This is a genomic window from Campylobacter sp. MG1 (assembly GCF_026616895.1).
Classification (GTDB): Bacteria; Campylobacterota; Campylobacteria; order Campylobacterales; family Campylobacteraceae; genus Campylobacter_E.
Window position 1 is genome coordinate 139,973 of record NZ_JANYME010000005.1, and the last position, 26,187, is coordinate 166,159.

Annotated in this window: 29 protein-coding genes and 1 tRNA gene; 14 read left to right on the plus strand and 16 right to left on the minus strand. The window is 27.2% G+C overall.

Annotation, left to right across the window (positions count from 1 at the left end):
* Window positions 1-2: 2 nt before the first annotated feature.
* The gene (locus NY022_RS05750) at window positions 3-164 is read left to right on the plus strand and encodes a hypothetical protein (protein ID WP_267524331.1); all 162 of its coding nucleotides are present in this window, start codon (window positions 3-5) and stop codon (window positions 162-164) included.
* A 340-nt stretch (window positions 165-504) separates the two neighbouring features.
* On the opposite strand, the gene NY022_RS05755 is transcribed toward NY022_RS05750, so the two are convergent.
* The 3 genes from NY022_RS05755 to infA all read right to left on the minus strand — a co-directional run bounded on the left by NY022_RS05755 (window position 505) and on the right by infA (window position 1,945).
* Window positions 505-831, minus strand: a complete 327-nt coding sequence (locus tag NY022_RS05755) for a hypothetical protein (RefSeq protein ID WP_267524333.1) — start codon at window positions 829-831, stop codon at window positions 505-507.
* A gap of 141 nt (window positions 832-972) precedes the next feature.
* On the minus strand, window positions 973-1,632 hold the full coding sequence (locus tag NY022_RS05760) for a hypothetical protein (RefSeq protein ID WP_267524335.1): 660 nt from the start codon (window positions 1,630-1,632) through the stop codon (window positions 973-975).
* A gap of 94 nt (window positions 1,633-1,726) precedes the next feature.
* On the minus strand, window positions 1,727-1,945 hold the full coding sequence (gene infA / locus NY022_RS05765) for a translation initiation factor IF-1 (RefSeq protein WP_214117771.1): 219 nt from the start codon (window positions 1,943-1,945) through the stop codon (window positions 1,727-1,729).
* 117 nt (window positions 1,946-2,062) lie between these two features.
* Between infA and NY022_RS05770 the strand changes: the two genes are divergently transcribed.
* The 3 genes from NY022_RS05770 to NY022_RS05780 are packed head-to-tail and all read left to right on the plus strand — an operon-like array spanning window position 2,063 to window position 3,650.
* The gene (locus NY022_RS05770) at window positions 2,063-3,130 is read left to right on the plus strand and encodes a transglutaminase-like domain-containing protein (RefSeq protein WP_214119553.1); all 1,068 of its coding nucleotides are present in this window, start codon (window positions 2,063-2,065) and stop codon (window positions 3,128-3,130) included.
* Complete coding sequence (locus tag NY022_RS05775) at window positions 3,127-3,399, plus strand: hypothetical protein (protein ID WP_267524338.1); 273 nt, start codon at window positions 3,127-3,129, stop codon at window positions 3,397-3,399. Before NY022_RS05770 ends, NY022_RS05775 begins: the two co-directional genes overlap by 4 nt.
* Entirely contained in the window at window positions 3,396-3,650 is a 255-nt protein-coding gene (locus NY022_RS05780; protein WP_214119551.1) for a heavy-metal-associated domain-containing protein, read from the plus strand. Before NY022_RS05775 ends, NY022_RS05780 begins: the two co-directional genes overlap by 4 nt.
* 37 nt (window positions 3,651-3,687) lie before the next feature.
* Here the strand turns inward: NY022_RS05780 and NY022_RS05785 are convergent, their stop codons facing one another.
* Genes NY022_RS05785 through gltX form a run of 4 tightly spaced genes read right to left on the minus strand, consistent with a single transcriptional unit; the run spans window position 3,688 to window position 7,312 of the window.
* Entirely contained in the window at window positions 3,688-4,077 is a 390-nt protein-coding gene (locus NY022_RS05785; protein WP_267524340.1) for a rhodanese-like domain-containing protein, read from the minus strand.
* A gap of 1 nt (window position 4,078) precedes the next feature.
* On the minus strand, window positions 4,079-4,702 hold the full coding sequence (gene upp / locus NY022_RS05790) for a uracil phosphoribosyltransferase (RefSeq protein WP_267524342.1): 624 nt from the start codon (window positions 4,700-4,702) through the stop codon (window positions 4,079-4,081).
* A complete protein-coding gene (locus NY022_RS05795) occupies window positions 4,689-5,936 on the minus strand; it encodes a malic enzyme-like NAD(P)-binding protein (RefSeq protein ID WP_267524344.1) in 1,248 nt (415 codons plus the stop codon). The genes upp and NY022_RS05795 overlap by 14 nt, the downstream gene beginning before the upstream one ends.
* Window positions 5,936-7,312 (minus strand): glutamate--tRNA ligase, encoded by a 1,377-nt coding sequence (gltX, locus tag NY022_RS05800; RefSeq protein WP_267524346.1) that lies wholly within the window; start codon window positions 7,310-7,312, stop codon window positions 5,936-5,938. Before gltX ends, NY022_RS05795 begins: the two co-directional genes overlap by 1 nt.
* Window positions 7,313-7,378: 66 nt before the next feature.
* Between gltX and NY022_RS05805 the strand changes: the two genes are divergently transcribed.
* From NY022_RS05805 to NY022_RS05825, 5 genes are all read left to right on the plus strand, one after another.
* Window positions 7,379-7,945, plus strand: coding sequence for a hypothetical protein (locus tag NY022_RS05805; RefSeq protein ID WP_267524348.1), 567 nt, complete (start codon window positions 7,379-7,381; stop codon window positions 7,943-7,945).
* Window positions 7,946-7,950: 5 nt separating this feature from the next.
* Complete coding sequence (locus tag NY022_RS05810) at window positions 7,951-9,675, plus strand: GGDEF domain-containing phosphodiesterase (RefSeq protein WP_267524350.1); 1,725 nt, start codon at window positions 7,951-7,953, stop codon at window positions 9,673-9,675.
* Entirely contained in the window at window positions 9,672-10,877 is a 1,206-nt protein-coding gene (locus NY022_RS05815; protein ID WP_267524352.1) for a hypothetical protein, read from the plus strand. The genes NY022_RS05810 and NY022_RS05815 overlap by 4 nt, the downstream gene beginning before the upstream one ends.
* A 110-nt stretch (window positions 10,878-10,987) precedes the next feature.
* Window positions 10,988-11,062 (plus strand) — tRNA-Glu (locus NY022_RS05820).
* A gap of 88 nt (window positions 11,063-11,150) precedes the next feature.
* On the plus strand, window positions 11,151-12,350 hold the full coding sequence (locus NY022_RS05825) for a uracil-xanthine permease family protein (RefSeq protein ID WP_267524354.1): 1,200 nt from the start codon (window positions 11,151-11,153) through the stop codon (window positions 12,348-12,350).
* Here NY022_RS05825 and NY022_RS05830 read toward each other — a convergent pair.
* The 7 genes from NY022_RS05830 to NY022_RS05860 are packed head-to-tail and all read right to left on the minus strand — an operon-like array spanning window position 12,337 to window position 19,605.
* Window positions 12,337-13,104, minus strand: coding sequence for a dipeptide/oligopeptide/nickel ABC transporter ATP-binding protein (locus NY022_RS05830; protein WP_267524355.1), 768 nt, complete (start codon window positions 13,102-13,104; stop codon window positions 12,337-12,339). The two genes, NY022_RS05825 and NY022_RS05830, sit on opposite strands and share 14 nt — an antisense overlap.
* Window positions 13,097-13,822: an ABC transporter ATP-binding protein gene (locus tag NY022_RS05835; protein ID WP_214118843.1), complete on the minus strand. Its 726-nt coding sequence runs from the start codon at window positions 13,820-13,822 to the stop codon at window positions 13,097-13,099. The genes NY022_RS05830 and NY022_RS05835 overlap by 8 nt, the downstream gene beginning before the upstream one ends.
* The gene (gene nikC, locus NY022_RS05840; RefSeq protein ID WP_214118841.1) at window positions 13,815-14,636 is read right to left on the minus strand and encodes a nickel ABC transporter permease subunit NikC; all 822 of its coding nucleotides are present in this window, start codon (window positions 14,634-14,636) and stop codon (window positions 13,815-13,817) included. Before nikC ends, NY022_RS05835 begins: the two co-directional genes overlap by 8 nt.
* Entirely contained in the window at window positions 14,629-15,558 is a 930-nt protein-coding gene (locus NY022_RS05845; protein WP_267524358.1) for an ABC transporter permease subunit, read from the minus strand. The genes nikC and NY022_RS05845 overlap by 8 nt, the downstream gene beginning before the upstream one ends.
* Before the next feature lies 1 nt (window position 15,559).
* Window positions 15,560-17,095 carry a nickel ABC transporter substrate-binding protein gene (gene nikA / locus NY022_RS05850; RefSeq protein WP_239802936.1) on the minus strand — a complete coding sequence of 512 codons (1,536 nt, stop codon included), beginning with the start codon at window positions 17,093-17,095 and terminating at the stop codon, window positions 15,560-15,562.
* Window positions 17,092-18,624 carry a nickel ABC transporter substrate-binding protein gene (gene nikA, locus NY022_RS05855; RefSeq protein ID WP_267524360.1) on the minus strand — a complete coding sequence of 511 codons (1,533 nt, stop codon included), beginning with the start codon at window positions 18,622-18,624 and terminating at the stop codon, window positions 17,092-17,094. The genes nikA (NY022_RS05850) and nikA (NY022_RS05855) overlap by 4 nt, the downstream gene beginning before the upstream one ends.
* A gap of 9 nt (window positions 18,625-18,633) precedes the next feature.
* On the minus strand, window positions 18,634-19,605 hold the full coding sequence (locus NY022_RS05860; protein ID WP_267524362.1) for a cation diffusion facilitator family transporter: 972 nt from the start codon (window positions 19,603-19,605) through the stop codon (window positions 18,634-18,636).
* 118 nt (window positions 19,606-19,723) lie between these two features.
* Between NY022_RS05860 and NY022_RS05865 the strand changes: the two genes are divergently transcribed.
* From NY022_RS05865 to NY022_RS05885, 5 genes are all read left to right on the plus strand, one after another.
* Complete coding sequence (locus NY022_RS05865; RefSeq protein WP_250325158.1) at window positions 19,724-20,101, plus strand: winged helix-turn-helix transcriptional regulator; 378 nt, start codon at window positions 19,724-19,726, stop codon at window positions 20,099-20,101.
* A gap of 59 nt (window positions 20,102-20,160) precedes the next feature.
* Entirely contained in the window at window positions 20,161-20,943 is a 783-nt protein-coding gene (locus NY022_RS05870; RefSeq protein WP_267524366.1) for an MBL fold metallo-hydrolase, read from the plus strand.
* A 10-nt stretch (window positions 20,944-20,953) separates the two neighbouring features.
* A complete protein-coding gene (locus tag NY022_RS05875) occupies window positions 20,954-21,142 on the plus strand; it encodes a heavy metal transport/detoxification protein (RefSeq protein ID WP_214120494.1) in 189 nt (62 codons plus the stop codon).
* Entirely contained in the window at window positions 21,139-23,082 is a 1,944-nt protein-coding gene (locus NY022_RS05880) for a heavy metal translocating P-type ATPase (RefSeq protein WP_267524369.1), read from the plus strand. The genes NY022_RS05875 and NY022_RS05880 overlap by 4 nt, the downstream gene beginning before the upstream one ends.
* 93 nt (window positions 23,083-23,175) lie before the next feature.
* The gene (locus tag NY022_RS05885; RefSeq protein WP_267524371.1) at window positions 23,176-23,331 is read left to right on the plus strand and encodes a hypothetical protein; all 156 of its coding nucleotides are present in this window, start codon (window positions 23,176-23,178) and stop codon (window positions 23,329-23,331) included.
* A gap of 120 nt (window positions 23,332-23,451) precedes the next feature.
* Here NY022_RS05885 and NY022_RS05890 read toward each other — a convergent pair whose 3' ends face one another.
* Together NY022_RS05890 and NY022_RS05895 are read right to left on the minus strand one after the other, a co-directional pair.
* Window positions 23,452-23,970 carry a hypothetical protein gene (locus NY022_RS05890; RefSeq protein WP_267524373.1) on the minus strand — a complete coding sequence of 173 codons (519 nt, stop codon included), beginning with the start codon at window positions 23,968-23,970 and terminating at the stop codon, window positions 23,452-23,454.
* A gap of 1,262 nt (window positions 23,971-25,232) precedes the next feature.
* Entirely contained in the window at window positions 25,233-26,042 is an 810-nt protein-coding gene (locus NY022_RS05895) for a phage minor head protein (protein WP_267524375.1), read from the minus strand.
* Window positions 26,043-26,187: the final 145 nt, after the last annotated feature.

Genomic DNA, 26,187 nt, shown 5'->3' on the forward strand with positions numbered 1-26,187 from the left:
AAATGCAAGAAAATATAACAAACAAAACAGGTGATTTTGCAATGGCTTTTGATTTAATGATAGAAAATAACGATTATAATTTTAGTGAAGAAAATATAATAAAATATATCAATCTAATAGAACAACCAAAACCGATTGTAAATTTTCTAATAAAGAAAAAATAATATTAGTAATCTCAACTATCTTATGCTTTACACCACTTGGTTTTATTGTACTGCCAATAATACTAATCTATTTATAAAAAATTTAATAAATAGATTTGATTGTTTATAATTTAAATCTTTGGAGAGCATAAGAGAGAACAGGTGTTAAATTAAGCGAATATTTATAATAAATTAGTCTCAACGCCAAGATAACTCTCAAATGATGCAAAATAAGTGTTTAAGTAGAATGCCCTAATATAAGTGAAGTTTCAAAAATACTAGATAAAAATAAAATAGAGCATATTATAAAAATAATCTAATTACGGATTCAAATTCCACTTGGAATTTAAATCACTATTGATTAAAATTTAATTTTATGCTTTAGATATTTTTTATAGACTATTATTTCTATAATAATCAAGAAAATAAAAATCCCGAAATTATCAAACATATCATTCTTCGTTTCACCAACAAACACCCACCAAGCTATACCACTAAATATAACAGCTACTGGGTATAAAATAAAGATATAATTTATTTTTTTAATTATATTTAGTTTTACATTTTTTATTAATCTCATATTATTTGATACTTCTAAATCACTTCCGTAAGCCATTTTATGAAATGCTATAGCATATTCACCTTGTTTAAAATCATAAAAATTATTTATTATTTCTACAGTTCTCATTTATGCTCCTATATGTTTAATACTTGCTTTTGATGTGGCTTTATAAATAGCTATCATTTCATCACCATATTTTTTAGCAAGGTCTTTTAGTTTTAATTCATTTGCGCATAAAATATTTACTTCTTTATTTCTTTTTATTTTTTAAGGCAAATAAAATGATAAAAAAGCTATACCTAAAAAACAGAACAAAATAATATGTAACATAAAAAATCCAACATTAAACCCAACAATAGCAGCTGTTATAATTGCTAAAAAAGTACCAATAATAATACTTGGAATAACCCAAATATCATGCTCTATTCCTTCTAATATACAATTTGCCTCGTAAATAGGCTGAGTAGTGCTTTGGCATTCATAAACTATATTTGCTCTTTCTAAAATAGCGTTTAAATTTAGACTTTCTCCATTAGGATTTGGCTTACCTATGATTGCTAAAGTGCCTTTTATTCTAAAATTATTATTTACTTTAGTTTCTGTATTGATTGTAGACCTTGATTTATAAGAGTTAGAAAAAACACCAACAACCCTACCCTCTGTATGCATAGTCCCTGATGTTTGCATACTATCAGTATAGCTATCTCTTACTATATTTAAAACACAATTAAAACCTAAATAACTAGCTAGATTTTTTAATGACTTTTCTGCATCTTCATAGTTAATTGTGGATTTTGCAGTTATTTCTATTTCACTCATATAAATTAAACCATATTGAGTAACGTCGTTATTATTAACTAACAAAACGCCTTTAAACAAATCATATTTGTTTTCATTTTGATTTTCGTTTGTAGTTAAATCACTCATTTTATCTCCTTTGGAGTGATTATACCCCCCCCCAAGATAAATGAATGGTAAATAAAAAATAATTTAGAAATTTAGCACCATAAAAAGTGCTAAATTATTTGTGTCTATAAGTAATGCGTCCTTTATCAAGACTATAAGGAGTTAGCTCAACTCTTACTCTATCTCCTGGCATAATTTTAATATAGTGCATTCTCATTTTACCCGCAATGTGGCATAAAATTACGTGTTTGTTATCAAGCTCAACTTTAAAAGTTGCATTTGGTAAAGCTTCAATAACTTCGCCGTCAATTTCTATTACATCATCTTTAGCCATAATTTTCCTTTGTAAAAATGTAAAGGTCAATAATAACATAAAAACCATTAAAAAACTAAATTTATTATTAAATAAAATAATTTAAAATAAAAGTTTATTTCACACAAGGATAAAGTTATGAAAAGAAGAACATTTTTAACTTTATCGTCTGCAGTTGCAGCAAACACTTTACTAAGTGCGAATGAAACACCTTTAGTAAATAATACTCAAGCAACAAAAGACGATAGTAAAGAATACATTGTAAGCTTAAAACATAATTTAAGCGAATTAGGCGAAGTTAGCAAAATATGGCTTCCATTACCAAAATCACGCTCATATCAATACCTTACAAGTGATATTGTAAATAGTGGAAATTACAATGAAATTTATTTAAGTGATTTTGAAACTAATAGTTTATATGCAAGTTTTTCTAATGTAAAAGCTGAATTAATAACACAATTTAGCATTAAAACTCACGATAGAATTACTGATTTTTCTAAAGTTAATTTTAATGAAAACGAGAAATTAGACGAAAGTATCGCACAATATTTAAAACCAAGCGAACATATTTTTACTAGTGGAATAGTAAAAGAATATGCACTAAAAATTACAAAAGGTATAAAAGGCGATTTAGAAAAAGCAAAAGCTATTTATGATTGGGTAGCACTTAATTTTACTCGTGATGAGAGCGTAATTGGGTGTGGAATTGGTGATGCTAAGGCTATTTTAGAAAGTAAAAAACTTTATGGCAAATGCACTGATATTAGCTCTGTTTTTGTAGCACTTTTAAGAAGTATTAATATTCCTGCTAGAGAGTGCTTTGGAATTCGTTTAGGTGCGAGTAGATTTTATGCTGCAATGGGTAGTAAAGAAAATATAACAAAAGCTCAACATTGTAGGGCGGAGTTTTATCTAAAAGGCTATGGGTGGATTCCTTGCGATCCTGCTGATGTAGCTAAAGTTAAATTATCTTTAAACCTAGATAATAATGATAGTGGGATACAAAAATTAAGAGAATTTCAATTCGGCAATTGGGAAATGTGTTGGTGCGAGTTTAATACTAAAAGAGATTTCGTGCTAATTCCACGCCCAGCTCAAGCACCGCTTAATAATTTTGGCTATGTATATGCTGAAGTTGATTCAAATACTATTGATTATTATTCACCTAATGAATTTGTATATGAATACACTTCAAAACAAATATGAAAAAATATTTAATATCAATGTTTATCTTAGCTATTAGCTCTAGCCTTTGTTGTGTTGGAGCTATTAGTTTTTTGATATTTGGAGTAAGCCTTGTTAATTTTGATTTTTTAGCACCTTTTAGAGTATATTTAGGGATTGCAACCTGCATTTTATATTGCATATTTGTCTATAAAAAACTAAATCAAAAAAATAAAATCAGATTATTTTTAATAGGACTTGCATTATTATTTATCATATTTTATCCTGAAATTATAGGAGCAATGATTTGAAAAAAATATTATTGTTAAGCTTATTTTTAAGTGTTTTAAATGCTTATGAATACACTTTAGAAATTCCTAAAATACATTGTCCATTATGCACGGCAATTGTTAGAAAGGCACTACTAAAAATTGATGGAGTAAATAAAGTAAATGTTAGTTTAGAAAATAAAACAGCGATAATTAAAAGCGATAAAGAACTTAACGAAAGCATAATAAATCAAGCACTTTTTAATACAGGCTATCAAGGAATACTTAAATAAATCCTATTTTAAAAAGAATTTAAAATAGGATTAAAAATTAATTTTGATATGGAACTAATTTAATATCTGTCTTTAATAATTCGTTCATTCCACCATCAAGATTTATTATATTAGTAAAGCCGTTTTGCTCAAGCATTTTAGTTACCATTGCACTTCTTTTGCCACTTTTACACATAATTGCTATCTTGCTGTCCTTTGCAAAATTTTTATTAACTTCGTTTAAAAATTCCGGATTTATACTTCCATCTTCATTTAAATATGTAATCAGTTTTGCACCATTTACAACGCCTGTTTCAGCATACTCTTTCGGCATTCTAACATCAATTAAATTCTCATTATTTGAAAAATCAAATTCGCTAATTTTCACATTAGTTACATCAGCATTTAAAAATCCAAATAAACCTAAAAACATTAATAATTTTTTCATATTAATCCTTTAAAGTATTAAAAATTCTATCACCAGCATCACCAAGACCTGGGATAATATAGCCTTTTTCATTCAGCCCTTTATCCAAACAAGCAGTAATTAATGCTACATCTGGATGCTTTGCTTTCATTTTACTAACCGCCTCAGGTGCCGCTATTATACTAGCAAAAATTATTTTTTTTACGCCTACTTTTTTTAATCTATCAACAGCTGCAATAGCACTTCCGCCTGTTGCAAACATAGGGTCAATTATAATTGCGGTTTTATTTTGCATATCTTGTGGGTATTTTTCAAAGAAAAATTCAGGCTCAAGCGTTTCTTCATTGCGTTGAATGCCTAAAAATCCCACGCTAGCCTTACCTAATAAATCAAGTGCAATATCACTCATACCAAGTGCAGCCCTTAAAATAGGCACTATTACAATATCATCACTGATAACTTCGCACTCACAAGGCATAAGTGGAGTTTGAACCTCCACTTTTTCTGTGCTTAAAAATTCACAAGCTTCATAAATCACAAATCCGCTAAGCTTTTTTATATGCTCACGGAATTCTCTACAAGATGTATTTTTATCTCTAATTTTCGCTAAATATGTTGATACTAATTTATTTTTAATTACTTTCATTTGAAAGTCTTTCAAAATAAGCCTTATCATCAAATTCTTTTATACCAGCTAAACCCTCATCAAACGCCGCTTTAGCAACTGCTGTACTAACCCACGCTCTAACACGCTCATCAAATGGTTTTGGTATTATTAAATCTCTTCCGTATTTTAAGTCTTTGCCATATAATTTTTTAGTTTTTTCGCTAACTTCAAGACGTCCTAATTCGCTAATAGCTCTAGCGGCTGCAAGTTTCATTCCTGAACTAATTTTAGTAGCATGAACATCTAATGCTCCACGGAAAATATATGGAAAGCCTAAAACATTATTGATTTGGTTGTCATAATCGCTTCTTCCAGTAGCTACGATAACATCTGAACGAATTCTTTTTGCATCATCTGGAATGATTTCTGGGTCAGGGTTTGCTAAAGCAAATACTATTGGGTCTTTTGCCATTGATTTTAACATAGTTTCAGTTAGCATTCCTGCTTTACTAAGTCCTAAGAAAACATCAGCACCTTTCATAATTTCTTCAAGTGTATTTTCTTCACATTCTCTTACTAATTCTAATTTATATTTATTTAAATCAGTTCTACGAGTATTGATAACACCTTTTGTATCAACTAAATAAATATTTTTTACACCTAAATCTTTATAAATTTTAGCACAAGCAATACCAGCTGCGCCAGCACCACAAACAACTACTTTTAAATCTTCTAATTTTTTACCTATTAAATCACAAGCATTAATAAGACCTGCTGCACTAATAATAGCTGTTCCGTGTTGGTCGTCGTGCATTACAGGAATACCTAAATCTTGTAATCTTTGTTCAATTTCAAAACATTTTGGTGCTTGAATATCTTCAAGATTAATTCCACCAAATGTAGGTGCTATTGCACGAACAGTTTTAATAATCTCTTCTGTATCTTGAGTTTCTAGCTCTATATCAAACGCATCTACACCTGCAAACTTTTTAAATAGACAACATTTTCCTTCCATAACAGGTTTTCCAGCAATACCACCAATATTTCCAAGTCCAAGCACAGCTGAACCATCACTAATAACTGCAACTAAATTTCTTTTACTAGTATATTTATAAGCTAAACTAGCATCTTTTGCTATTTCCTCGCAAGGATATGCAACACCTGGTGAATACGCTAAACTTAAACTTGAATACTCACTCATAGGAGTCTTAATCTCGGTTCCTAATTTACCACCTATATGATACCTTAAAGCATCTTCTCTTAAATTTGCCATTATATCTCCTTTAAAAATTTGTTAAATCTTTTTATTATTTCTTCTATTCCTAAAAATTCCATCATAGCATAAATACTAGGACTAATTGTTGTTCCTGTTAGTGCTAATCTTATTAATTGTGCTATGTCTTTTATCTTAGCATTATTATTCACTAAAAATTCTTTAGTGTTATTTTCATACTCAGCCTCACTATTTGCTGGTTTTAAATTTTCTATAAATTTAATAAATAAAGCTTTACTATTATCATTTACAAACTTAGTAACTCCACTTTCTTCGTAAGAATTTGGCTCGTTTATAATAATTTTTGCACTATTTATCAAATCTATTAAAGTCTTAGCTCTTTCCCTTAACATTGTTAATAAGAATGAATAATTCTTAACACTTGAAAAATCAAATCCTAAATCTTTACAAGCATTTACTAATCTTTCATCGCTAACGCTTTTTATATAATGAGCATTAATCCATTCTAATTTTTGTGCATTATATGTGCTTGCACCTTTGCTAACATTATCAAATGTAAAGCATTCTTTCATTTCTTGCATTGAAAATATTTCTTGGTCTTTGTTTGAAAACCCTAATCTTAATAAGAAATTTAGTAAAGCTTCAGGCAAATATCCTAAAGCCTTATATTCCATAACATCGGTTGCTCCGTGTCTTTTGCTAAGTTTTTTGCCATCTTCTCCATTTATCATAGCTAAATGATAAAAATTAGGAACCTTAAAGCCTAAAGCTTCATAAATTATTATTTGTTTTGGAGTATTTGAAAGATGGTCATCTCCACGAACAACATCAGTTACACCCATTAAAGCATCATCAACAACCACTACGAAATTATAAGTAGGAGTGCCATCAGCACGAGCTATTACAAAATCATCTAAAATATCAGCAGCGTTAAATCTAATTTCGCCCTTTACTCCATCATTTACTATTATTTCTCCATCAAGCGGTGCTTTAATCCTTACAACTGGTTTAATTCCTTCTGGTGGAGTGCCTTTAAAATCTCTGTATCTTCCATCATATTTAGGGCGTTCTTTTCTAGCTTCTTGCTCTGCTCTTAATGAGTTTAACTCATATTCACTCATATAACAATAATAAGCATTGCCACTATCAAGTAATTTTTGAATATATTCTTTATAAATATCTAATCTTTTACTTTGGTAAGTAATTTCCCCATCTACTTCTAAATCAACCCATTTAAAAGCTTCTAAAATAGCTTTGGTTGCTTCTTCGCTATTTCTTGCCATATCTGTATCTTCAATACGAAGAATAAATTTACCATTATTTCTTTTAGCGTAAAGATAAGAAAAAAGTGCTGTTCTTAATCCACCAATATGTAAAAACCCTGTCGGAGAGGGTGCAAATCTAGTTATTATCACTATATTGACCTTTTGTGAAATTTTTATTGTTATAATCCCATAAAATTACTTCTTAAAGGTTAATAAATGAAAAAAGTTTTTATACTACTATGTATAGCAAAATTTCTAAGTGCTGAACCAGTAGCAGCCATAATAGCAAGCGTAAATAACGAACCAATAACATCACTTGATATATTAACTTTATCACAAAATATGAATATATCTGAAAGTGAAGCATTGCAAGCTTTAATTCAAAATAAACTATGTGTTGCTTTAGCTAAAAAATTTCAATTAGGTGTAAATTCCCTAGAGATAAACGAGGAATTATCAAAAATTGCAGCAAAAAATAATGTAAGTTTAGATACATTTTTAAATAGTTATAAAGACCAAGTAGAAATTCTAAAAGAAAATATCAAAGAAAGTATATTAAAAAATAAATTATTTGATTTAATCGCACAAAATTACTCAAAAGATGTGAGTGAAGAAGAAATGTTAAGATTTTATAACCTTAATAAAGATAAAATGAATAATAATGATTTTGATAGCGTTAAAAATCAAATTAAGTCATACTTAATCAATGTAAACGCTCAAGAAGCTATAAAAACATATATGGAAAAAGAAGAGGCAAAGGCAAATATTAAAATATTGAGATAGAGGCTATGAAAGCAAGATCAGTTTTATCATATTCTTTTAAAAAAATTTTAATTGCAACTTTTATAATAATTGAACTTGCTGGATTTTTCTTTAGCACATATAGATATATAAGTGAAACTAAAAGAATACATAAGCACCATATAACTCACAAAATAAGTAAAGAAAGTTTAAATATTAGGCTGAATGAAAATCGTAAAGATAGCTTTTTACAATTTAGTTTATTTTCATTATTTTTAGGAATTGCCGGTCTAAGTAGCTATTTTTTATACCAAAAACAACTAAAAAAAGTAGAAAAAGACTTTGAAATCTTTACAAATAATATTAGCTCATCAATGATAACGCACACTCCATTAAATTTAGAAAATATTAATTACATAGAATTAAAAAATATTGCAAAATCTTTAAACAATGTATTATTAGAAATTTATAATAAAGACAATTACAACTCATTAACTAAAATGCCTAACAAATCAAAATTTTTAAAAGATATATTAAAATTAAAAAATGAAACAGAACTTCCAATTATAATAGCTTATATATATTTAAAGGATTATGAGAATTTATTAAAAAGCAGGAGTTTTGAATTAGTTGATAAGGTAATAATAGAATTAGCTAATAGATTTTCTAATTTTGCTACAACAATATCTAATTCTAAAGTAGCTAAGATTAGTGGAAATGGTGATTTTTTATTAGCTTTTACTTGTACTGATATAAACAATGCCCTTGATGATATGGCAATTAAACTAAAAGAATGTTTTAGTGAAAGTATAAATTTCGGAAGTGATGGAATATATGAACAGCAAATAGGTATAGGTTTTAGCATTTTAGATAACGAAAATTATTCAACATTAATTGATAATACATATAAAGCTGCATTATTAGCTAGTTTAAATAAAAATAAAAATTATTGTAATTTTTCATTAGAATTAGCAAAACAAATAAAAGACGATACAAAATTAGAAATAGATTTAAAAAAAGCTATTGAAAATAAAGATTTAGAAGTATTTTACCAAGCAAAAATCGGAGCAAATGATAATTTAGTAAAAGGTGCAGAAGCATTAATTCGCTGGAAAAGAGATAATAAATTTGAAAATACAGAAAGATTTATAAAAATTGCAGAAAAAAGTGATTTAATATTAAAAATAGAAAAATTTGTAATATCTTGCGTGCATAAAGACCAATTATTTTTACAAAACAAAGGAATTTTTATACCAATTAGCGTAAATATTTCAGCTAGACACTTGCAAAATAATCAAATTATTAAATTTTTACAAACAAATTCTAAAAAATATAATATAAATGAAAAATATATAGAAATAGAAATTACTGAAAGATATGGGTTAAATGATGATAGTGCTTGTGTATTAAATGATATTAAAAATTGTGGATATATGATTAGTATTGATGATTTTGGTAAAGATTATAGCTCACTTTCATATATCAATAGCCTACCAATAGATACAATTAAAATTGATAAGAGTTTTGTAGATGGATTAAAAGCACCAAAAAATGAAATTATGAATAAAAATTCAATGGCAATTATTGAAGGAATTATTAAAATAGCAAAATCAATGAATAAAAAAACAACAGCAGAAGGTGTAGAAACAATAGAACAAATAAACTATTTAAAACAAATAGGCTGTGATGAATTACAAGGATTTTATTTTTACAAAGGTGCTTGTCCTATTAATGAATTTTATAATTTTTACAAAGATAAATTCACAGTATGAAAATCCACATAGATTTTGACACATATTTTGTTAGTGTTGAAAGAATTTATAATCAGAATTTAAATAATATCCCATGTGCCATATTTACTGGATATGATGAAAATTTCTTTAATAATAAAATTAATTTTAATGAATGTGATATTGCCTTCATGAATAATTTAGAATCAAAACAATCACAACAAAAAATTGATTATAGACATTTAACTATAATTGCACTTTCAAACGAAGCGAAAAAATTTGGAATTAAAGTCGGGGACAAAGCAAATAATGCATTAATAAAATGCCCTGAGCTAAAACTAATACAATCAAATATAAATTTATACAAAAATACAAGTAAAAAAGTAAAAATATTTTTACAAAGTAAAATTCCAATATTAGAACAATTTAGCATTGATGAATTTTTTGGAGATTTAGATGGTTTCAAAAAAGATAATGAAGTTTTAGAATACGCGCAATACTTACAAAATGAGCTAATTACTAAATTTAAATTGCCTGCTAGTATAGGTATATCAAAAAGCAAATGGAGTGCAAAATTACTTACTGATTTAGCAAAGCCATTCGGAATTTATTATGAAACTGATATAAATAAAGTAATAAATGGGCTTGATATTTCATATTTTCCAGGTATAGGTAAAAAAATGCAAAATCACTTAAGAATATACGGAATTAATACATTGGATAAAGTAATATCAAATCCAAATATATTAAATAAATATGGAAAATATGGTCAAAAATTACTACTAAGAATACAAGGTATAGACAATGAAGAAGTATTAGAAAAAAGAAATATTAAAAGCCATGGAATATCTAAAAATTTTAAACCTATAGATGATATACAAGAATTAACTAGAAGAGTAAAAATACTATCTAGATATTTATGTATATGGATTAGCAAAAAACAATTACATCCTAAAAAATTAATATTAGAAATAAAATTTGAAAATAAAACAATAAATCATTCAGAATATCTAAGCCAACCTTTTTATGAAAAAAATTTAATTGCTACAGCTTTAAAAAGTTTTCAAATATTAATAAAAAAAATAAATTTTAAAGTTCATTATATAGGCTTAAATGTATACAATTTAGAAGAAAACTATAGCGAATCATTATTTAACCCAAAAGAAAAAGAATATAAATTAAATAAAACTATAAACAATTTAAGAGAAAAATTCGGCATAGAATGTATAAAATATATAGAATAAGTGTTAAAAAAATATTTTTATAAAAAAAATTAATTTTTTTTTATTTTTTAAGTTTAATTTAAGTTTTTTAACATATAATGTCGGCTTTAAATTACAAAAAAACTTAAAAAGGCCCATTCGTCTAGCGGTTAGGACATCGCCCTTTCACGGCGGTAACACGAGTTCGAGTCTCGTATGGGTCACCAATCCTCCTTTATGTTTATTTAATTTATAAAAATCCTTTTTTACCTTACCCCTGTGAGATAATAACTCAAAATAAAAAAGGATTTTTTTATGATTAAAGACGCGATATCTGGACTTCAGATTTTATTCGTAGCCTTTGGTGCAATGGTATTAGTTCCTTTACTTACCGGACTAAATCCTGCAATGGCTCTTTTAGGTGCTGGGTGCGGAACGATTATTTTTCAAATTATTACGAAATTTAAAGTTCCTATCTATCTTGGCTCATCATTTGCATTCATAACCCCTATAATTTATTCTATGAAAGAATGGGGAATTAATTCAACTATGTTTGCTTTGTTTTGCACAGGATTTGTTTATTTTATCTTTGCTGCAATTATCAAAACAAAAGGCGAGAGTTTTATTAGCAAACTTTTTCCCGCAGTTGTAATTGGCCCTGTAATCATCGTAATAGGTCTTAGCGTTGCTGTAAGTGCAGCTGGAATGGCTATGGGTATGAGTGGCTCAACTCAAGTAATTGATAAAGATATAGCTTTAATGCTTTCTACTTTTTCATTCTTAGTTACTATTGTAATTGCTATTTTTGGCTCAAAAATGTTTAAATTAGTTCCTATTTTAATAGGTGCTATTTGTGGATATATTTTAGCCTTTATTTTAGGCTATGTTGATACTAGTGCAATTAAAGCTGCATCTTGGTTTGCAATACCACATTTTGAAACACCTAGCATTAATTTTAGTGCAGCAATTTTTATGATACCTGTTGCAATTGCTCCTGTAATTGAGCATATTGGTGCAGTTATGGCAATAGGTGCAGTAACTAAAAAAGATTACACAAAAGACCCAGGTCTTCATAGAACTTTAAGCGGAGATGGTGTTGGAGTTTGTGTTGCAGGTTTAATAGGTGGTCCTCCAGTTACAACTTATTCAGAAGTTACAGGTGCAATAATGATTACAAAAAACGCACAAGTAAAAATTATGACTTGGGCTGCAATATTTGCAATATTACTTGCATTTGTGGGTAAATTTAATGCTATTTTACAATCAATTCCATTGCCTGTAATGGGTGGAGTTATGATACTTTTATTTGGAACAATTGCTAGTCTTGGAATTAAAACCTTAGTTGATGCTAAAATAGATTTAACTAATAATAAAAATTTAGTTATCGTTAGCTCGACTTTAATAGTTGGAGTAGGTGGATTAATAGCTGATTTTGGAATGATTAGCTTTGCAGGAGTTGGCTTAAGTGCCTTACTTGCAATTATTTTAAATTTAATTTTGCCTAATAAAAATTAAAATCTTTTGGGTAAGGACTTAACACGCTATTTTGTAATTCCTTACCTATATCACTAAATAATTCTAAATCCTTGCATACTTTTTTGCTCTCAATTACCTTGCCTTTATCAAGGACTAAAACCTCATCACAAAATAATTTTATAATCCTTAAATCATGAGTTATTACGATATAGCTTAAATCCTTTTGAAGATTTTTTAAAGTCTTTAAAATCTTTGCTTGAATTAATACATCTAATGAACTTGTAGCTTCATCTAAAATAAGTATTTTTGGCTTAATTGAAATAGCTCTTGCTATGCTTAGCCTTTGTAATTGTCCCCCACTTAGCATTGAGCATTTTTTATCTAATAAGTCTTGATTTAATTCTAATAATTCTAAGCATTCTAAGGCTCTTTTTTTAATCTCGCTTTTGCTAAAAGTGGTAAGATTTTCTAAAGGTTCAATCAAGGCTTCATAAACGCTAAAATCAGGGTTAAAAGATGCTCTTGAATCTTGAAATACTATTTGAATTAATTTTTTATACTCTTTATTATCTTGTATTTTTACATTGTTTAAAAATACATTTCCAGAATTTGCTTTGTAAATATTAGCAATGATTTTTGCTAAAGTGCTTTTGCCACTTCCACTAATTCCTAAAATACCTAAAGAATTATTCTCATCTAAATTAAAGCTAACTCCATTTAAAACTTGAGTATATTTATCGCTAAATAAATTTGAGTTTTTATATGAATATGAGATATTTTCTACCTTAAGCATTGCTAACTCCGTATAATGATAAATGTGAATTAATTAATTCTTTTGTTATATTTGCTTGTGGGTTTTTAAATATATCAATACAAGTTGCTTCTTCAACAATCCTTGCATTATCCATAACATAAACATAATCAGCAAGTCTTGCAACCACTCCAAAATCATGAGTTATCAACAATATCCCTATTTTGCTTGATATTTCTTCTAATATATCTAAAACTGCAGCTTGAGAAATCAAATCCAAATCACTCGTAGGCTCATCAGCTATTATAAATTTTGCACGAGATACTAAGGCTAAAGCTATCATAATTCTTTGAAGCATTCCGCCACTGCATTCGTGTGGATAAAGATTTAAAACGCTTTCGTTCAATTTAACTTTATTTAAAATCTCTTTTATATATTCATTATCAATTTTTAAATTCCTTGCCTTTAAAGTCTCATAAAAGCAGTTTTTGATACTAAATAAAGGATTAAAAGCTGTTCTTGGATTTTGCATAATACAAGCAATATTTTGCTTTGAATTATCATCTAAACAAATACTCCCGCTAAGCTTTAAATTATTTGCTACATATCCCATAATAGCTGTTGCTATTAGGCTTTTTCCACTTCCACTAAGCCCTAATAAAGCCGTGATTTTTCCACTTTGTATATTCATACTAACATTATTTACTAAGGCTGTATCTTTATAAAATATATTTAAATTTTTTACTATTATTTTATCCATGACTTTCAACTTGTATTAAATTTTCAAATTTATCTCTTAAAATATCGCCTAATAAATTAAAAGCAATAATTACAATTAACATAGCAATTCCAGGATATAAAATAAGCTCATAATGAGTTAAAATATAATCTTTTGTTTCAGCTATCATTATCCCCCATTCAGCCTGTGGTGCTTTTACCCCAAGCCCAAGCAAACTAAGACCTGAAATATGCAGCATTATATGCCCCAAATCAAGTGTGCTTAATACCAGTAGCTGCATACAAATAGGCTTTGCAAAATGCTTTTTAAAAATCTTAAAATTACTAGCTCCACAAGTTTTGCTAATTAATACATATTCAGTATTTTTTAACTTTAAAACAATACTTCTAATAATCCTTGCATACCAAGCCCAGTGAGTTAAAGCAATGGCTATAATTATATTTAATAAACCAGTTCCTAAAATCCCTACGAAAAATAAAGCCAAAACAATAGTAGGAAAGCATAAAAATATATCACAAATTCTCATTAAAAAATTATCAATTTTATTATTTGAAAATCCAGCTATAAAACCCACACTAACGCCTAAAACTATTATTATAATAATGGTTGAAAAGGTAGCTAGAATTGAAATATAAGCACCTTCTAAAATCCTTGAGAAAATATCTCTTCCTAAATGATCAGTCCCAAAAATATGTAATAATGAATTACTAGCAAATTTATTCGCTAAATTAATCTCATTTGCACTATAAGGTGCATAATATTTACCAAATAAAGCAAGTAAGATTATAAAAGCACATAAAAAATACACAAAATATTCATAAATTTTCTTACTCATATCTAATCCTTGGGTCAATTATCGCATATAAAATATCAGTGATTAAATTAATTAAAATAAACACAAAACACATCATCATACTAAAAGCTTGAATTACAGGATAATCACTATAATAAATAGCACTTACAGCATAACGACCAACTCCAGGATAAGCAAAAATATTTTCAATCACCAAAGCCCCACCAAAAAGTTCAGCTATATGCATACCAAAAGCAGTTATTAAAGGTAGTAAAGAATTAAATAAAATATGTTTTGAATATATCTTATACTTTCCTACGCCACGCATTTTTGCATAAGCTATAAATCTTTCATTACAAGCTTGTAAAAAATTAATCCTAATAAATCTAGCATTAATAGCAATTGACATAAAAGATATTGCTAATGCAGGCATTATTAAATGATTAATCCCACCTATGCCAAAAGGAGGCAATAAATTAAGCTCAACAGAAAAAAATAAAATAAATAATAAACCAAGCCAAAAACTAGGAGTGCTAACACCTAAAAATGAAAAAATTCTTACAAAATAATCAAAAAAATGATTTTTATAAATTGCAGAAAACACCCCAAAAGGAATAGAGATTATAAAGGTTATAAGCAAGGCAAATAATGTTAGCTTTAAAGTATTTCCTAAGTATTCAAACAAATCAGGTGCAATTTTACGATTAGTAAAATAAGATGTCCCAAAATCTAATTGCAAGGCGTTTTTTATCCAAACTATATATTGAGTAATTATTGGCTCATTTAAGCCTAGCATAATTCTTGTATGCTCTATCGCTTCATCAGTCGGTGCTATCCCACTAACTTGCAAATAATTCATAACAGCATCAGTTCCATTAAGTCTAATTAATAAAAAAATAAAAATTGATGCTAAAAACAAGCAAATAATGGCATATAAAGTTCTTTTTAATATGAATTTTTTCATACTACTCCTTAATTTCTATATCATCAAAAGGAATTTCATATTTTAAAATACTCGTTTTAACTCCTTTTAATTTAGGACTTGCAACGCATATATTTGTATGGTATACAATAGGAATATATACCGCTTCATCGTGTAAGATTGTAAGTATTTCTTTAGCTAGTTTAGATTTTTCATCTTTATTCATTGTTTTAGATAATTTTTCTATATTTTCATCAATTAGTGGTTTTTGCTTTAATCCAATTTGAGCCATATAATCAGCGTGAGCTGGTGCAACCATAGAAGCCATAAAAATTTCAGGCTCATAAGGAGCTCCCCAAGTAGCATTAAAGATTAATTCAAATTCCCCATTTCTATGTCTTTTATAAAATATAGTGCTTTCATTAGCTTGTAAGATTAGATTAATTCCTATTTCTTTTAAATTCGCTTGTAATACTTCTGATATAGCCTTTTGCTCTGCATTAATTCCTATATAAGAAATCACTATATCTAATCTTTTGCCATCTTTTTCTAAAAAGCCATTTTTAAATTCCCAACCATTATCAAGTAATAATTGCTTAGCTTTTTTAGGATTATATTCGTATGCACTTCTATCAATTTTGCCATTTGGCACATTATCATCATAGAAAAAATCAGCCTTTGGTCTTGTCCCATAAAAAACATATTTGCTAATTTCATCTTTATTAATAGCCATATTAATAGCCTTTCTTACATTAATATCATTTGTTGGATATTTTGCTGTATTTTGTGCTATTAAAATAGTGCTAAGTGGCTTTGAAATTAGCGTTTGATAATCGCTTTTTTGCAAGTTTATAAAATCTTCTAAGCTAATTTCTCCATCAGTATAAATATAATCAATTTCTTTTGTTTTTAGAGCTATTACTTTTGAGCTTGGATCAGGGATTATTTTACATACTATGCTATCAATTTTAGCTTTTTCGCCCCAATAATTTTCGTTTTTAACAAACTTATCATAAACGCCTAATTTAGTATCAACAAATTTCCATTTACCTGTGCCAATTGGTGCTTTTATACCATCTTTTGTATTATTATCAATCATAGCACTTGGAGCTATAAATCTAAAAGGACGAATAAGACTAAGTTCTCTTAAAGTAGGTTCATAAATATGTTTTAAATGAAGCTTTACTTCATAATCATTAACCACTTCAAGATAATCAAAAGCCCTTACAAGTGCAAAAGAAATATGCCTTTGTTTATTAGCAAAAATTGCATCAAAATTAAGCTTTACCGCATTTGCATTAAAGTCTTCTCCGTTAGAAAACTTAACTCCTTTTCTAAGATAAAAAGTATATACCAAACCATCTTCGCTAATCTCCCAAGAAGTAGCTAGACTAGGTATTATTTGATTATCTTGCGAGTATGAGACAAATCCTTCATAAACCATATTTTGAGCAAACATTTCATTTGGAGAATACAAATGTGGGTTTAGTTCTCCTACATTTTTAGAAGTAGCTACTTTTAGCTCACTTGAATTTAAAAAACTAATTAATAAAATAAATACAAAAAATAATTTTTTCATTTTAACTCCTTTATAGTTTCAAATGGCACCCTATAACCTATAATACTCCCATTTACATTGTCAAATTTTTTACTTACAATGCCTTTATTAGTATTAAATATAATAGGTATATAAACAGCCTCATCATGTAATATTTCCAATACTTCTTTTACCAACTTTGCCTTTTCATTTGCATTTGTAGATGCACTAATTTTGTCAATATTGCTATCTATCAATGCCTTTTCTTTAAGTCCACTTTGTGCTATAAAATCTGCATGTGCTGGAACTTTAAATGAAGCCATAAAAATCTCAGGTTCATAAGGAGCTCCCCAAGTAGAGTGAAAAATCATATCAAATTCAGCTGTTTTTTGGCGTTTATAAAACGCACTCATTTCATCAGCATGAATATTAATCTTAATACCGACCTTTTTAAGCTGAGCTTGAATAACTTCTGATATTGCTTTTTGCTCTGAGTCGTTTCCTATATAAAATAAATTTAACTCAAGAGTTTTTCCATCTTTTTCAAAAATTTTATTTTTATTCAGCTTATAACCACTATCACTCAAAAGCTTTTGAGCTTGTTTTATATCAAATTTATATGGTTTTTTATCAATTTTAGCATTTGGCACATCATCAGGATATAAAAAATCTGCTTTTGGTTGAGTTTTATAATAAACATATTCACTAATGGCATCTTTATCAATAGCCATATTTAAAGCAATTCTTACATTTTTATCCTTTGTAAAACCAGAAGTAGAATTGAGTGCTATTAAGGTAGTATTTATTGGTTTTGTTATAATTGTTTGAAAATTTTTATCTTTTCGAAAATCTAAAAACGAATCAAGGTTTATGGTTGAATTAAGATATGATGGATTTCCGTAAATATAATCAACCTCACCTGTCTTAAGAGCTATAACCCTAGTATTTGCATCTGGTAAAACCTTGCATAATATCTCATCTAAAAATGGCTTTTTACCCCAATAATTTTCATTTCTTACAAACTTATCAAATTCTCCTAATTTTGACTTTTCAATAATCCATTTACCAGTACCTATAGCACCTGTTTTATTTTGCAACGAACTTAAAGACTGAAACCTATATGGTCTTACAAGACTTAATTCTCTTAAAGTAGATTCATAAGTGTGGTTTAAAATAAGCCTTATTGTATAATCATCAACTATTTCAACTCTGCTCAATACACCCATAAAAGCCGACCAACTATGAGCATTCTTATTTTTTACAAGTGCATCAAAATTTGCTTTTACAACATTTGCATTAAAGTCTTCTCCGTTAGAAAACTTAACTCCTTTTCTAAGATAAAAAGTATATACTAAACCATCTTCGCTAATCTCCCATGAAGTTGCTAAAGAAGGGATTATTTTACTATCTTCAGAAAAATCAACTAAACCTTCAAATACCATATCTTGTGCAAACATTTCTCCACTATAACCATGTGGATTTAAATCTCCTACATTATTCGGTATTGCAAAACTAATACTATCTGAAAACAATACACTTACTAAACTAAATACAAAAAATAATTTTTTCATTTTAATCCTTTATATTGTTTCTGGCTGAATAGTAATATGATGTATATTAAACTTATTTTTAAGTAAAGCATTAAGCTTTTGTAAAACACTTTTAAACTCATTTAAATCATCTAAGATTATATGAGCTGTTAGTATATGATAATCTTGAGATATTGAATGAATGTGTATATCGTGAATATCTTTTATATTTAAATCTTGCTTTAATATAAATTCTTTTACTTCACTAATCTCAATGAATGAGCTCTCAAGTAAAATATCTAAGCTTTGTTTAAATAATGATATAGACCACTTAGCAATTACTAAAGCTATTAATAAAGCTAGTATTGAATCAATAAAATAAAAATCAGTATAATAAACAATAATCCCACCAATAATAATTGCAACAGAACTAAGTAAATCACTTAGCATATGAATTAGACTTGATTTAATATTTAAATTACTTGTATCAGCTTTCATTAATAATAAAGCACTAATTATATTTGCTACAAGTCCAAAGCAAGATACTATAAGCATAGTCTTTATATCTATTTTACTTGGGTTTAATAGTTTTTCAATAGCTTCATAGATAATAAATATAGTAAATATAGCTATCATAATAGCATTTATAAAAGCAGCTATTATTTCACTTCTATAATATCCATAAGTTTTTTTACTATCTTGTTTATTAATAAATATTAGTGCAATAAAACTTATTATCAATGCAAAAGCGTGTGTTATCATATGAAGTGCATCACTAATTAATGCTAAAGAATTAGCTAAATACCCATAAATTAATTCAGCAAACATTACTACAAAAGTTACTATAAAGCTTAATAATAATGCTTTTTTATTCTTAGTAAAATCATAAGAATGAGTATGAGAATGGTCGTGATGTTCGTGTGAATGATTATGGGAGTGGTTATGGTGTGAGTGATTACAAGAATGATTGCTTGAATGTTGTTTTATTGGTTTATGAATTAAGTCTTGATAGGTGCAAGTCATTGTTTTTCCTTTAAATTTAGTTTTAGGATAACTTTATTCCTTTTTAATTTTTATAATTATAATTCGTATTTAATTAAATGTAAATTACTTACGAATTTGTAAGTATAAAGGAGTTTTTATGCAAATAAATATGAATAATGTAACCTGTCCTTTGCAAGTAGCTGCAAATATGATAAATGGAAAATGGAAAAGCATAATCATTTTTCAATTAAGTTTAGGTAATTCTTCTTTATCAAAATTACAAAAAGATATAATTGGAATTAGTCAAAAAATGCTTCTTGAACACTTAAATCAATTAAGAGAAAATGGCTTAGTAGATAAAATAACTTATGATGGCTATCCGCTAAAAGTAGAATATTTTTTAACAAATCGTGGAAAGCAAATGTTAAAAGCTATTATTATTTTTCAAGAAATAGGCATTGAAGTTTTAAAAGAAAAGAAATTATTTAATGCTTTAAATGAAAAAAGCTTATCATACATACGAAAAAGTAAGTAATTTACAATTATTTTTAAAAAAGATAATATCTATCCTTTAATTTAATTTAAGGAGATTTTATGAATACAAAAGTTCAATTAATTAGAAGCGCTTGTGTAAAAATCACTATAAATAATGTGTGTTTTTTAATAGACCCTATGTTGGCACCAAAAGGCACTTATGAAGGTTTTGCAAATACTTATAATTCACATTTAAGAAATCCTTTAGTGGATTTGCCATTTAGTTTTGAAGAAATTATAAATGATGTAAATGCTGTAATAATTACTCATAATCATTTAGACCATATAGATGAATATACCTGTAAAAAATTAGATAAAAATATTAAAGTTTTCGTTCAAGATAATCAAGATTATAATTATTTTAAAGATTTAGGATTTAAAAATCTTGAGATTTTAAGCGATACTTTAGAATTTCAAGGAGTAAAACTAACAAAAACTAAAGCAAAACACGGAAGCGAAGAAATATATAAAAACGAAGAATTAGCAAGGCTTTTAGGTGATACTATGGGAGTTATTTTTAGTGCAAAAGATAGTAAAAGTGTTTATTTAATAGGAGATAGTGTTTTAACAAAAGATGTTGAAAATACTTTAAAACAAAATTATGATATTGTTATTGTAAATGCTGGAAATGCTATGGTTTTAGGATTTGATGATAGTATTATTATGAATGAAAACGATATTAAAAATATTGCTAAAATATCAACTAGTAAAATAATAGCCGTTCATTTAGAAGCTATTAATCATTGTATTTTAACTAGAAAAGCTTTAAAAGAATTTGTAAATAAGAATAATTTAAACGATAGAGTTTTAATCCCAGATGATGGGGAAAGCTACATTTTTTAAAGGAGATAAAATGAAAAAATATGAGATTTTTAATGTAAATTGCAATCATTGTGTAAATAAGATAAAAAATGCTTTAGAAGAAGATTTTGGAACAATTAATTTTAGTGATGATTTAAAATATATTTTTATAAATGCGAATAAAGAAGAATTTGAAGATGAGCTTTTAGAATTAGGATTTAGATTAGGTAAATTAGTATGAAAAATATAAGGCTTTTTATTAACGGAATGCATTGTGTAAATTGTGCTAATTCAATCAAACAAGAAGCCTTAAAATTAGGCGTAATAGATGCAAGGGTTGATTTTATCAATAAATTTGGAGAATTTAGTGTAAATGATGATTTTGATAGTGAAAAGCTAATTTTTGCTATCAAAAAACTAGGCTTTGAAGTAAGCTTAGAAAAAATAAATGCAAAAAATACTTATGAAGGCATTAGGCTAATTTTTTTAGCGATTTTTAGTGTTTTAACTTTTATTGATTTTAGCTTTTTATTCTCTTGTGTTTTTGCAAGTTTGGCTATTTTACTTTCGCTTGATTTTTATAAAAGAGTAATATTTCATAAAAGCTATGGAATGGATTTACTTGTAGTGCTTGGAATTAGCATTAATTATTTTTATTCATTTTTTAGTATTCATCATCATTTCTTTTTTGAAAGCACTTTTGTCTGCTTTGTGATTAGGCTTGGAAAATTTATTGAAAATAAAGCAAAAGCTAAAGCAAATTCTTTAATCACACCAAGCAAAATCCCTACAATAACCCTAGCAAACAATAAAATAATAAAAGCAAATCAAATAAGTAAAGATGATGAGCTACTTATTAAAAACGGCGAAGAAATCTTAGTAGATGGAATATGTCTAAATGAAGCCTTAATTGATGAGAGCGTTATTAGTGGAGAAAGCTTTAGTCTAAGCAAAAAAATAGGAGAATTAGTCTATGCAGGTAGCATTAATAAGGGCGAATTATTAAAGATAAAAGCAACTAGCACTTATTATGAAAGCTCACTTGAAAAGCTTAAAGATGAAGCAATGAAAGCTAATAATAAGGATTTAAAAGCCTTTAAATTAGTTGATAAGATTAGCAAATATTTTGTATTAATAATTTGTATAATTGCTAGCATTACAGGACTTGCTTGGTATTTTATAGATTCTTCTAAGGTGTTTTTTTATGTTAGTAGTGTGTTGTTAATCTCGTGTCCATGTGCCTTAGGACTTGCAATTCCTATGGTAATAGTAATTTGTATTAATTTATGCTTTAAAGAAGGAATAATTTTAAAAAATCCAGAGCTAATTAACTCAATAAAAGATATAGAATGCTTTGTTTTTGATAAAACAGGCACACTTACAAATTCCGTGCAAAAAATATCACACGATTTAAACGAAGCTGATTTTAGGCTAATTGCAAGTATTGAAAATACTCAAAATCACCCAATAGCTAAGAGTATTACGAATAATTTTACTGATTTTTTAGATTTAAATGGAACTTGTGCTTTAAAGGATAATTCTTTAATTTATACTGATGAGAATTTAAAAGTAGAAATAAAACCTTGCGAAAATGAGTTTTTATGCTATAAAAATGATTTATATCTAGGCAAAATTACTTTAGAAAACGAAATTAATGAAAATGCAAAAGAATTAATTAGCTTTTTAAAATCACTCAATAAAAGAATAATAATAATTAGCGGAGATAGTAAAGAAAGAGTAGAAAATCTAGCAAACAAACTAGAAATTAGCGAATATTATTTTAGAGTTACACCTGAAAATAAAGCTGCGATAATAAAGAGTTTAAACGCAAAAAGCGTATTTATTGGGGACGGGGCTAATGATATTAAGGCATTAAGAACGGCTAATTTTGGCATATCATTTAGCAACGCAAATGCAATTGCTAAAAATAAAGCCGATGCGATATTGCTAAAAAATGATTTGATTAAAATCATAAAACTTTTTGAGATTTTTGATAAAGCTTATAGTAAGATTAAGCAAAATTTATTCATATCGTTTTTTTATAATTTCATAGGAATTGCTCTAGCTTGTGGGGTTTTTAGCGAGATTAATTTGCATTTAAATCCTGCACTTTGTGCTATGCTTATGAGTATTTCATCGCTTGTTGTGGTGTTTAATTCTTTGCTTTTGTTTAGAAAATAAAATCAAATTCAAATTATTCTTAATTTAAATTTGATTTTTTATTTATATAAAGCAAATAACATTAACAGTTTAGTGCTTTTAATTTACGAAATTATGGATAAAATGGTAAAACATACTAGAATGATGGCGGTAGCTAGTTTTATAAGTAAATTTACTTATAAAGCTGGTGGAATGAGAAACCCAATAACTGAGAGTATTGTAAAAGATAATATTAATACAGACCATAAGCTCACACTAGAAATAGTTTAATCAACGATAAAAATAAAATCATGGCAAATTTCTTTACTCGTGGGGCATTACTTGCCTTGCTTGGTGGAAGAAAATCAGAAGTAGCTATGAAACTTTATGGCTTTTAATCTTGTTGGTGGATTATTTCCACCAACTATCTAATTCTTTATAATTTTCACAAGCTAATTTATAACCACTATCACAAGAAATCTTATAATACTTTAAAGCTTGTTTTTTATCTTTTTTATCTTTAGTATCAGCGTATAATAATTTATAATGTTTTCCTACCATAATGCAATATTTATTATTTAATTCACAAGATTTTACATAATAATCAAATTCTTTTTTTTCATCACTGAAAATAATTTGATTTTTTGGAGAATACTTAGAATAAAATTTAGCCAAAATCAAACAAGACTTAGCACTTTGTAACTCATCGCAACCTTTAAAAGCTACTTCAGCACTCTCTTTTGATTTTAAATAATCACTACTATCATATTTTTTATAATCCAAATAATTCTCACAAGATTTAGCATTGTTTTCTTTGATACATTCATCATATAATCTTGCTTGTGTGTAATTTAGTGTGGGCTCAGTATCATAAATCCCCCTAGCATTAATTTGTAATGCTAATATGAATAATAACAATAATTTTTTCATATAATCCTCCCTTATTTTTAAGATTTTGTTATATTTTAACATATTAGCTTTAGACTAAAAATAGCATAATTTTAATATAAAATAGAGTTTTTATAACATCTTTAATTTATTTTTAATTAATTTTGGTTTTTACATTTCTATATTTTTAAATAATTTAAAGAAGAAAATAAAAAAAACTACAACTATCACCAAGACTTATGTAATAACTCTAAAATTTTTTAAAACATAGTATGAAAATCTACAACTATTTCATAAATATTTTTAGTTATTTGTTTATAATTTTTTAACTTCTTTTTCAAGTCTTATAACTTTAATTGATAAAGTTAAAACGCTAACCGATAAAGCAAGTATTAAAACACTTGTAATCATTTTTTCTCCTTTTTATGTTAAAAATATCAAGGGTAAAACGATAATAAAGGGCTTTCGCCCTTTTTTCTAACGCTTGGCGTTTTTTGCTTGTAAGATTGCAACCACTAGCAAAATTATCGCACTTATTAGATTGATGAAAGCTTTTCATTTTGCTCTTTACTTTCTGTTTTAAAATTTACTTTATAACAATATCTGTTTTTTATCAATACAATCATTTAAAAATATGTTTATAAATCTATAAAATACACCCTTTTTCTATATCATATCTTCAAACAATCAATTATGTCTTTTTAAATTTTTATCCACATACGGATTTCTTATAACATTATAAAAATTAAACTACCAAGGATATGATGAATTTATTAGAGTGTTTTATTTCCAACAACGATAATAAACAAATATTATTTAACAAAAAACTTAAAAACCAGCAAAGCTAAAAGAACAAGGCATAATAAACGATGATAAATTTACACAAATGAAAGCCAAGCTTATTGCTAAAATGTGATTTGACAAATAAATTTAAATGAGTTAAAATGCCATACAAGAAATGTTATGTGTTTATGGTATCATCGTTATGGGGCAACGGGTCATTGGCTGTAAACACTCAGCCCTCCTTTCTTACTTCTTATAAATTTGACAAGTAATGCAAAATCCACTAAAATATCACAATAACTACTATCAAGTAGAGATTTAAGACAAATGCGGCGAGTCCTCTTTATCTCGTTACTGAGCCGCTAGTAGTTATTTTTTATAGATTATTTTACCTTGAGTTAAAATATCATTTAGGTAATCCTCTCTATCGCTTAAAAACATAGTTTTATTATTTATCACATCGCCTTTTTGATTTACTACCATTACTAAAGCTTTTTTTATATTATCATCATAAAACCATTTTATATATGTTTTTTTTTGATGACTGACTTATCAAATCTAGGGTCTAATTCTTGACTTAGTCTAATCTCATCAGGGTCATTTAATAATTTTGGAAAATAATCAATGTATAAATGACGATTGTTCTTTTTAATTTTTGGAGCATTTTTCTTTTTATCCATAAAAAACATATCATCAAGCCTTATTACATCACCTATCTTATCAACTAATAATTCTCCTTTTTTAGCATTAAATCTTTCATAAACTTTATTTAAAGCCTCTTCATCGCTAAGATTTTCATAGCTTGGATTTTTTGGTAATTTATCAAGACTAAAACTTAGCTCAAGGTTTACATTATTACTTACACCAATCCTTTTATCATACGCAAATTGCTCGTCTGCTATATTTGGTGGATTTATCATTATTTTATATTTTCTTGCTTCTTTTTCACTAATTGGTATTACATAACATTTGCAATTATAGTCATTTGGTGGGTAATTTATCAGCCACCAAGCATCATCTTTATGGATTGCAACATTATGCATTTTAGAATGACTACTTCTACTTGTGCTAAGCTTTGCTGATTTGTAAAGCCAATATGTTTTATAAGTGTAGTTCATCATCACTTTTGCACGGCTTAGGTTATAAGCTCTTTGCATATTTGTTGTATAGATTGTTTTAAGTCTTGTTGAGTTTATATTTATTGCTCTTACTTCGCCTGTGAGTGGATTTACAATGTCTTTTTGTCCGTACCAGCCTTTATCACTTAAAGTAGCTTTTAAACCCTTTTTAAATTCATTAAATCCTACGCCATCTTTTTGAGCCTTTAACAAGCTTTCATGAATACCATCTAAAATATCTATTTTTATAATCTCATACTAAAAAACATAATTAAGCAAATTATTTAAAGTAAAGGTTTTAAAAAGGCTAACCAATAAATAGTTTTTAAAGTAATAAATGAATATAATAATAAAAAAA

Coding starts and splice junctions, on each gene's coding strand:
- NY022_RS05880 (WP_267524369.1), top strand. CDS start 21,139: ATGAAAAATATAAGGCTTTTTATTAACGGAATGCATTGTGTAAATTGT.
- NY022_RS05845 (WP_267524358.1), bottom strand. CDS start 15,558: ATGAAAAAATTCATATTAAAAAGAACTTTATATGCCATTATTTGCTTG.
- NY022_RS05775 (WP_267524338.1), top strand. CDS start 3,127: ATGAAAAAATATTTAATATCAATGTTTATCTTAGCTATTAGCTCTAGC.
- NY022_RS05770 (WP_214119553.1), top strand. CDS start 2,063: ATGAAAAGAAGAACATTTTTAACTTTATCGTCTGCAGTTGCAGCAAAC.
- NY022_RS05860 (WP_267524362.1), bottom strand. CDS start 19,605: ATGACTTGCACCTATCAAGACTTAATTCATAAACCAATAAAACAACAT.
- NY022_RS05795 (WP_267524344.1), bottom strand. CDS start 5,936: ATGGCAAATTTAAGAGAAGATGCTTTAAGGTATCATATAGGTGGTAAA.
- NY022_RS05870 (WP_267524366.1), top strand. CDS start 20,161: ATGAATACAAAAGTTCAATTAATTAGAAGCGCTTGTGTAAAAATCACT.
- NY022_RS05890 (WP_267524373.1), bottom strand. CDS start 23,970: ATGAAAAAATTATTGTTATTATTCATATTAGCATTACAAATTAATGCT.
- NY022_RS05805 (WP_267524348.1), top strand. CDS start 7,379: ATGAAAAAAGTTTTTATACTACTATGTATAGCAAAATTTCTAAGTGCT.
- NY022_RS05830 (WP_267524355.1), bottom strand. CDS start 13,104: ATGCTTAAGGTAGAAAATATCTCATATTCATATAAAAACTCAAATTTA.
- nikA (WP_267524360.1), bottom strand. CDS start 18,624: ATGAAAAAATTATTTTTTGTATTTAGTTTAGTAAGTGTATTGTTTTCA.
- NY022_RS05885 (WP_267524371.1), top strand. CDS start 23,176: ATGGATAAAATGGTAAAACATACTAGAATGATGGCGGTAGCTAGTTTT.
- infA (WP_214117771.1), bottom strand. CDS start 1,945: ATGGCTAAAGATGATGTAATAGAAATTGACGGCGAAGTTATTGAAGCT.
- NY022_RS05825 (WP_267524354.1), top strand. CDS start 11,151: ATGATTAAAGACGCGATATCTGGACTTCAGATTTTATTCGTAGCCTTT.
- nikC (WP_214118841.1), bottom strand. CDS start 14,636: ATGAGTAAGAAAATTTATGAATATTTTGTGTATTTTTTATGTGCTTTT.
- NY022_RS05815 (WP_267524352.1), top strand. CDS start 9,672: ATGAAAATCCACATAGATTTTGACACATATTTTGTTAGTGTTGAAAGA.
- NY022_RS05875 (WP_214120494.1), top strand. CDS start 20,954: ATGAAAAAATATGAGATTTTTAATGTAAATTGCAATCATTGTGTAAAT.
- NY022_RS05755 (WP_267524333.1), bottom strand. CDS start 831: ATGAGAACTGTAGAAATAATAAATAATTTTTATGATTTTAAACAAGGT.
- NY022_RS05750 (WP_267524331.1), top strand. CDS start 3: ATGCAAGAAAATATAACAAACAAAACAGGTGATTTTGCAATGGCTTTT.
- NY022_RS05760 (WP_267524335.1), bottom strand. CDS start 1,632: ATGAGTGATTTAACTACAAACGAAAATCAAAATGAAAACAAATATGAT.
- NY022_RS05835 (WP_214118843.1), bottom strand. CDS start 13,822: ATGGATAAAATAATAGTAAAAAATTTAAATATATTTTATAAAGATACA.
- NY022_RS05810 (WP_267524350.1), top strand. CDS start 7,951: ATGAAAGCAAGATCAGTTTTATCATATTCTTTTAAAAAAATTTTAATT.
- NY022_RS05785 (WP_267524340.1), bottom strand. CDS start 4,077: ATGAAAAAATTATTAATGTTTTTAGGTTTATTTGGATTTTTAAATGCT.
- upp (WP_267524342.1), bottom strand. CDS start 4,702: ATGAAAGTAATTAAAAATAAATTAGTATCAACATATTTAGCGAAAATT.
- nikA (WP_239802936.1), bottom strand. CDS start 17,095: ATGAAAAAATTATTTTTTGTATTTATTTTATTAATTAGTTTTTTAAAT.
- NY022_RS05865 (WP_250325158.1), top strand. CDS start 19,724: ATGCAAATAAATATGAATAATGTAACCTGTCCTTTGCAAGTAGCTGCA.